The 7,431-nt window shown below is 68.6% G+C and carries 6 protein-coding genes and 1 pseudogene; 4 read left to right on the top strand and 3 right to left on the bottom strand.

Annotation, left to right across the window (positions count from 1 at the left end; all coding sequences use genetic code 11):
• Positions 1-431, bottom strand: a 431-nt coding sequence (locus ACH107_RS27875; protein WP_412508971.1) for a biotin/lipoyl-binding protein, incomplete at its 3' end; no start/stop codon positions are given.
• Between the two features lie 255 nt (positions 432-686).
• Here ACH107_RS27875 and ACH107_RS27880 point away from each other — a divergent pair.
• From ACH107_RS27880 to der, 3 genes are read left to right on the top strand one after another with little or no spacing between them, the layout of a single operon-like run.
• A complete protein-coding gene (locus ACH107_RS27880) occupies positions 687-1,358 on the top strand; it encodes a hypothetical protein (protein WP_412508973.1) in 672 nt (223 codons plus the stop codon).
• A 58-nt stretch (positions 1,359-1,416) separates the two neighbouring features.
• Positions 1,417-2,736 (top strand): PQQ-binding-like beta-propeller repeat protein, encoded by a 1,320-nt coding sequence (locus ACH107_RS27885; protein ID WP_412508974.1) that lies wholly within the window; start codon positions 1,417-1,419, stop codon positions 2,734-2,736.
• Positions 2,737-2,783: 47 nt separating this feature from the next.
• A complete protein-coding gene (der, locus tag ACH107_RS27890; protein ID WP_412508976.1) occupies positions 2,784-4,250 on the top strand; it encodes a ribosome biogenesis GTPase Der in 1,467 nt (488 codons plus the stop codon).
• Between the two features lie 106 nt (positions 4,251-4,356).
• On the opposite strand, the gene ACH107_RS27895 is transcribed toward der, so the two are convergent.
• Together ACH107_RS27895 and serS are read right to left on the bottom strand one after the other, a co-directional pair.
• Complete coding sequence (locus ACH107_RS27895; RefSeq protein ID WP_310690716.1) at positions 4,357-5,070, bottom strand: LPXTG cell wall anchor domain-containing protein; 714 nt, start codon at positions 5,068-5,070, stop codon at positions 4,357-4,359.
• A gap of 49 nt (positions 5,071-5,119) precedes the next feature.
• Entirely contained in the window at positions 5,120-6,412 is a 1,293-nt protein-coding gene (gene serS / locus ACH107_RS27900) for a serine--tRNA ligase (protein WP_412508979.1), read from the bottom strand.
• An 816-nt stretch (positions 6,413-7,228) separates the two neighbouring features.
• Here serS and ACH107_RS27905 point away from each other — a divergent pair.
• A pseudogene (locus tag ACH107_RS27905) lies at positions 7,229-7,426 on the top strand (integrase core domain-containing protein); the annotation flags it as partial.
• Between the last annotated feature and the right edge of the window lie 5 nt (positions 7,427-7,431).

Below are 7,431 nucleotides of genomic sequence, written 5' to 3' on the forward strand. Positions count from 1 at the left end.
CGGGCCTCGGCCTCGGGCACGCGGGCCTGGGCTTCGGGCAGACGCGAGCGCGCCTCGCTCAGGCCCGCCTGGGCCTCTTCCAGCTGGGATTGCCGCGTGCCTGGATCGAGTTCGCACAGCAGGGTGCCGGCCTCCACGAAGGCGCCCTTGCGGATCGGCTCGGACACCACCAGCCCTGAGGTTTCAGAGGCGACGGTCACCTGGCGCGCAGCCTCGGTGCGGCCGCGCAGAACGACGGCCCCGTCAACCGACCGAGCCTTAAAGGTCTCGACCACGACGCTGACCGGGTCCGGGCCGCTCTCATCTGCCTTGGCGTCCGCCTCCGCGGCCGGCGCGACCTGGGCGATAGCCAGCACGATGTCGCGCTCGAAGATAAGGAAATACAGCGATGCGGACACCAGCGCGGCGGTGAGGATCGGCATCAGACGCATGACGGGGCTTTCCTTTGGTGTGGCGGCCCGGCGGCCTTGATCGCCGGCGAACGTGGTACTGGTACGCGGCCAGCGGCTGAACCGACCAGTTCAGTTTAGAAAAAAATCGTAGCCCGTGCAAGCAGCCTTCTGCAGCTGCGAAATCGACACCGGGGGCGGCGAGCGGCGGCTCGCCCTTGTCTCCGCCGCCGGCTTCGGGATATGACAATCCAAACTGGAACGCCCGCGCCACGTCGCGGGTCACATGGGGCAGGCATGAGCGACAGCGACAGTTTCATCAACGAGGTCACCGAGGAGGTCCGACGCGACCAGCTTTTCCAGTACCTGCGTCGCTACGGCTGGATCGCCGTCGCGGTGGTTCTGGTTCTGGTGGGCGGCACTGCCTTCAACGAGTGGCGCAAGGCCGAGGCGCGCGCCGAGGCCCAGGCCCGCGGCGACGCGATGCTGGCCGCAATCCGCCAGAACGCCCCCGGTGCCCGCGCCGAGGCCTTGACGGGGCTCGATCCCGAGGGCGCTTCGGTGGCCGTGTCCAAAATGCTCGCCGCTGCCGAATTGCAGCAAGCCGGCGATGCGCAGGGGGCGGTCGCCGCCTTCGACGCCGTGGTCACGACCGAGGCGGTGCCGGCGATCTACCGCGACCTCGCCGCGCTCAAGGGGGCCATGGTCGGCGCCGGCGTGCGCGATGTCGAAACCCGGCGCGCCACGCTGTCGGAGTTGGCGCAACCGGGCGCGCCGTTTCGCCTGAACGCCCAGGAACAGCTGGCGTTGATCGCGGTAGAGCAAGGTGAAACCGACGCGGCCATCGCACAGTTTCGCGCCATCGCGGTGGACGCCGAGGCAACGCAGGGCTTGCGCCAGCGGGCGGTGCAGATGATTGTGGCCTTGGGCGGCGAAGTTGCGGACCTGTCGCTGCCAGGTGACCAATGACCATGTGTTGCCGCCGGATCAGCACAAGACGGCCTGCAAAAAGGGACAGGGGGACAGCGTGACCGTGAAACCGATCCTGGCGGGGCTGATCGCCCTTGGCACCCTTGCCGCCTGCGGCGGGCAAGAGGAAATCCTGCCCGGCGAGCGGCTCGACATCCGCGCCGACAGGGACGGGGCGGCACAGGCCGCCGGGCCGCAGGTCAACCAGGAACGCCCGATTTCGCTGGCCCGGCCGGTCGAGAACACGGACTGGACCCACCGCAACGGGGGCCCCGAACACGGGATCATCCATCCGGCGCTGGGGCGGGGCCTGACGCAGGCCTTCGCCGCCGACATCGGCGAGGGCGACAGCCGCCGCCACCGCATCACCGCCGACCCGATCGTGGCCGGGGGGCGGGTCTTCACGCTGGACGCGCGCACGCAGGTCGTCGCCACCTCCACGGCGGGCAAACGGCTCTGGGCGCGCACGCTCGCACCGGCCTCGGACAGTCGACGCGACGCCTCGGGCGGCGGGCTGGCCACCGATGGCGAGACGCTTCTTGTCACCACCGGATTCGGCGAACTGGTGGCGCTGGACGCCGCGACCGGTGCGGAACGCTGGACCCAGGACCTGGACGCGCCGGGCACCTCGGCGCCGACGATACTTGATGGGCTGGCCTATGTCGTCTCGCGCGATGGTCGGGCCTGGGCGGTCGAGATGGAGACCGGCCGTGTCCGCTGGACCCTGACCGGCACGCCGCCCACCGCGAATTTCGCCGGCGGGCCGGGCGCCGCCGTCACCCCCGAGATCGCCGTCTTCCCCTTTCCCACCGGCGAGGTGCTGGGCGCCTTCCCGCAGGGCGGGCTGCGGCGCTGGGCCTCTTTCGTGACCGGCCAGCGGCCGGGGCAGGCGGCCGCCACCATATCCGACCTGGCCGGTGATCCGGTGATCGACGGCGACCGCGTTTACGTGGGCAATGTTTCGGGCCGCCTCGCGGCGCTGCGACTGGACAACGGTGAGCCGATCTGGAGCGTGGGCGAGGGCGCGGTCGGCCCGGTCTGGCCCGCGGGCGGATCGGTCTTCCTCGTCAACGATCTGGGGGAATTGCTGCGTCTCGACGCGGCTGACGGCAGCCCGGTCTGGCGCGTGGAACTGCCCGGCTTCGTCGAGAGCCGCGAACGCCGCCAGAGCACGCGCCATGAACACTACGGCCCCGTGCTGGCCGGGGGGCGGCTGATCCTGGCCTCTTCGGACGGTGTGATCCGGCAGTTCGATCCCGCAAGCGGTGACCTGATCGACTCCCTGGAGCTGCGCGGCGGCGCCACCTCGAACCCGGTCGTGGCGCAGGGCACGCTTTATGTCGTGACCAAGCGGGGGCAATTGCTGGCTTTCCGTTGAGCCGCAAAAGGTGTATCGGGCGCATCTGATCCGATGGAAAATGCGTCATGAGCTTTACTCTCGCCATTGTGGGCCGGCCCAATGTGGGCAAGTCGACGCTGTTCAACCGGCTGGTCGGCAAGCGCCTTGCGCTGGTCGACGACCAGCCCGGTGTCACCCGTGACCTGCGCGAAGGCGAGGCACGGCTGGGCGACCTGCGCTTTACCGTGATCGACACGGCAGGGCTGGAGGATGCCACCGACGACAGCCTGCAGGGCCGGATGCGGCGTCTGACCGAGCGCGCGGTCGAGATGGCCGACATCTGCCTGTTCATGTACGACGCCCGCGCCGGCGTGACCCCCACCGACGAGATCTTCGCCGACATCCTGCGCCGCAAGTCGGCGCATGTGATCCTGGTCGCCAACAAGGGCGAGGGCCGCGCGGCCGACGCGGGCGTGCTGGATGGCTATGCCCTGGGCCTGGACGAGCCGCTGCGCCTCTCGGCGGAACACGGCGAGGGGCTGGGCGAGCTGCTGGAGGTCCTGACCCCGCTGGCCGACGGATTCGCGGAACGCACCGCCCGCGACGCGCCCGAGACCGATGTCGCGATCGAGGACCCCGATGCCGAGGCGGACCTGGCCCAGCACCAGCCGAGCGCGGCCAAGCCGCTGCAGGTGGCGGTTGTGGGCCGGCCCAACGCGGGCAAGTCCACGCTGGTCAACAAGATCCTGGGCGCGGACCGCCTGTTGACTGGCCCCGAGGCCGGGATCACCCGCGACGCGATCTCGCTGCGGATGGACTGGGCCGGCACACCGGTGCGGCTGTTCGACACCGCCGGGATGCGCAAGAAGGCCCGTGTGCAGGACAAGGTCGAGAAGCTGTCCGTTTCGGACGGGCTGCGCGCGGTCAAGTTCGCCGAAGTGGTGATCGTGCTGCTGGACGCGGCCATTCCCTTCGAACAACAGGATCTGCGCATCGCCGACCTGGCCGAGCGCGAGGGCCGCGCGGTGGTCGTCGCCGTCAACAAGTGGGACATCGAGGATGACAAGCAAGCCAAGCTCAAGGGCCTGAAAGAGGCCTTCGACCGGTTGCTGCCGCAGTTGCGCGGGGCGCCGCTGGTCACGGTCTCAGCCAAGACCGGGCGCGGGCTGGACCGGCTGCACGACGCGGTGCTGCGCTCCCATGACATCTGGAACCGGCGGGTGACGACGGCGCAGCTTAACCGCTGGTTGAGCGGCATGGTCGAGGCGCATCCGCCCCCCGCGCCGGGCGGGCGGCGCATCAAGCTGCGCTACATGACGCAGGTCAAGACCCGCCCGCCGGGCTTCGTGGTGATGTGTTCCAACCCCGAGAAACTGTCCGAGGGCTACACGCGCTATCTGGTCAACGGGTTGCGCGAGGATTTCGACATGCCCGGCACGCCGATCCGGCTGAGCATGCGTGGGCAGGGCGACAAGAACCCCTACAAGAATCGTAAGAAGTCCACCCCCTCGCGCCTGCGCAAGCACCTCGGGAAAGGCCCCGCCGACGGCTAGCGTGAAGAGGCGGGGCGCTTCCGCGCGCTTTCAGTCTGCCCGGTGGCGGGGCGACGCGCCGCCCCGAGGGCGCCTCGGGACGCGCCGGTCGGTCTTTTGGATATTTTTAGCCAGAAGAAGCCCGGGGCCATAGCGCGCCGACCCCGGCGATGAGCCCGATGGCACCTGCCGCGCCGAGGCTGATGGTGAGCGGATCGCTGCCATTGGCGACGATGATGCCGATGAGCGCCCAGGCCAGGGTCAGGGCGTATTCCAGCCGCCGGCGCAGGGCCAGGAGCATCGCCAGCCCGGTGAGCGTTGCCCCGGCCAGCCCTAGCCAGGCCCAGCCGGTGGCCCCTGTCAGCACGCCATGGCCCGCGGCCGTGGTGCCCAGAGAGACGAAGGCGGCCGCGGTCAGCCAGCCCGCGTAGATGGCCACGGGCGCATGGGCGAGCCAGCGGTCGTGATCCGGACTGCGCCGGGCGGCCAGGAGGGCCGCGCCGGCCATGGCGAAGATCAGCACCGTGGCCCAGATCGCGCTCTGGGTCGCGATCCAGAGCCAGGGCGTGCCGAGGGCGAGGCTGACGATCAGGGGCCCGCGCATACGGGTCCAGGCCGGGTCGCTGCTCCGCGCCCAGAGGCCGAAGCCGGCCGAGACCACCAGCCAGCCGTAGATCAGCCCCCAGATGGCGAAGGCATAGCCTGCCGGCTGCACCGGCGGGTCGATCTGCGGCAGCGGCAGCTGGTCTTCGCGAAAGCCCGAGAAGGGCTCGGTCATCAGCGGCGAGAGCACGAAGGTGAGGGTGACCAGGGCGGTCAATAGGGCGCGGGGCTGTGGCATGCGCGGGGTGTCCTGTGATGGCGTGGGGCGGACGTGGCGACCGGTGCGGCTAGACAAGGGTGCCATCTGCGTCGACGCCCGTCTTGCCGCGCAGGTAGGGGTGCAGCGCCGCGGGCAAGGTGACCGCGCCATCGGCCTGCTGGCCGTTCTCCAACACCGCGATCAGCGTGCGGCCCACCGCGAGGCCCGAGCCGTTGAGCGTGTGGACGAACTGCGGCTTGCCGCCATCCTTTGGCCTGAACCGGGCGTTCATGCGCCGCGCCTGGTAATCGCCGCAGGTCGAGACCGAGCTGATCTCGCGATAGCTGTTCTGGCCGGGCAGCCAGACCTCGATGTCGTGGGTGCGCCGCGCGCCCGCGCCCATGTCCCCGGCGCAGAGGACGACCGTGCGGTAGGGCAGCCCCAGCGCCTCGAGGATCGCTTCGGCGCAGGCGGTCATGCGCTGGTGTTCGGCCTCGCTCTCGTCTGGGTGGGTGATCGAGACCATCTCGACCTTTTCGAACTGGTGCTGGCGCAGCATGCCGGAGGTGTCGCGCCCGGCGCTGCCCGCTTCGGAGCGGAAGCACTGGGTATGGGCGACGTGCCGGCGGGGCAGGGTGCCGGCCTCGACCGTGTCGCCGTTGACGAGGTTGGTCAGGGTGACTTCGGCCGTTGGGATCAGCCACCAGCCATTTGTGGTGCGATAGCTGTCCTCGCCGAACTTGGGCAGTTGCCCGGTGCCATACATCATCTCGTCGCGCACCAGAACGGGGGTGAGGGTTTCCGCTAGCCCATGAGTTTCCACGTGGAAATCCAGCATGAACTGGGCAAGTGCCCGGTGCAGCCGGGCCATGGCCCCGGCCAGCACCACGAAGCGGCTGCCCGAGAGCTTGGCGGCCGTCTCGAAATCCATGCCGGGTTGGGCGGCGGGGATCTCGTAGTGCTCCAGCGGGGTGAAGTCGAAGCTGCGCGGGCTGCCGCAGCGCTTGATCTCGACGTTGTCGTCCTCGTCCGCGCCATCGGGGATGTCGTCATGGGGCAGATTGGGCAGACCCATCAGGAGGTCTTGCAGGCGGGCGTCCTCGGCCTTGGCCTCGTCCTGCAGGCGTGCGATATCGGCCTTCTTCTGCGAGACTTCCGCGCGCAGGCGCTCGAATTCCGCGTCATTGCCGGCGGCCTTGGCGGCGCCGATGGCCTTGGCGGCGGCGTTGGCCTCGGCCTGGGCGGTCTCGGCGGCCTGGATTTTCGCCCGGCGGGCCTCGTCGATGGCCAGGATCTCGGAGGAGACCGGTGCCACCCCGCGACGCGACAGGGCCGCGTCAAATGCGGCGGGGGTCTCTCGGATCGCGCGGATGTCATGCATGGGGGAGGTCCTTGGCCTGAGTCGTCGTCGGCGTGCTTATGCAACAGATTCGCGGGCAGGTGTAGGGTGGTTCACAGGCTGTCATCGATGCTGCCGTGCCGACCGGCGCTGTGGCCCGAAGTCCCGGGCGCGCGGGCTGGCCGGGTCTCCTGTGTCGCAGGGGGCGGCGGCCTGCCGGATAAGCTTGAGAGCCTCGGGCTGGAACAACTGGACCGGCCAGAACGGGCCAATCGCTGCGCCTGCACGCTATCGTTCGACCCGGCGCAAAGCCTTGGGGCATTTCCAGCGCCCTCCCGCAGGCCCAGATATGGACGCTTCAAGCGATCGCCGGACCCAGGGCCGTCGGGTTTGCGTCCCTGCCGCGCTCGCTTCGCGTTTGGTGGGGCTTTGTCTTCGTTTGGCGCGTGGGGACAGGGCCGGCCCGTGTCATTGATGCGCAACGTGACGGTCTTGCCCCCAAGCAAGTCGCAACGGCTTGGTTTTGTTAATTTTGGTAGGCCCGGAGGGAATACCATAGCGGAAAAAATATGAAATGAAATCAATGATTGGATGGACCACGGCGGGCGCAAATACGGTCTATGCAAATCAATGGGTTAGGACGGAGATGGACCACGCTCCACGGCGGCCATAAAGGCGATCGGATTGCATGGCCGGGTTCGCTCCGGTCTGTATCCGCGTAGAGGGCGCCGGATCGGGCAGATAAAAAAGGGCGATCAGCGTCGAGGGGTTTCTTGTTGAGATCCAAAAAGGGCTGGCCACCAGGGCCGCCCTTTTCACTTCAGGATCGCAAAGTCTCGAACATATCAAAAAGCTTCAGGCAAGCCGCAACAGAACGCGTACATCGGGCGCTACAACCGCACGGTTCGCGGCGAATGGCTGGGGCAATACATCTTTGAAACCATCGAGGAGGCACAGGACCAAGCAACCAAATGGCTCTGGACTTACAACAACGAGCGCCCCAACATGGGCATCGGCGGCATGACCCCCGCCATGAAACTGAGAGCAGCTGCGTGAATTCT

The sequence above is a fragment of the Roseovarius halophilus (ex Wu et al. 2025) genome, assembly GCF_047086965.1.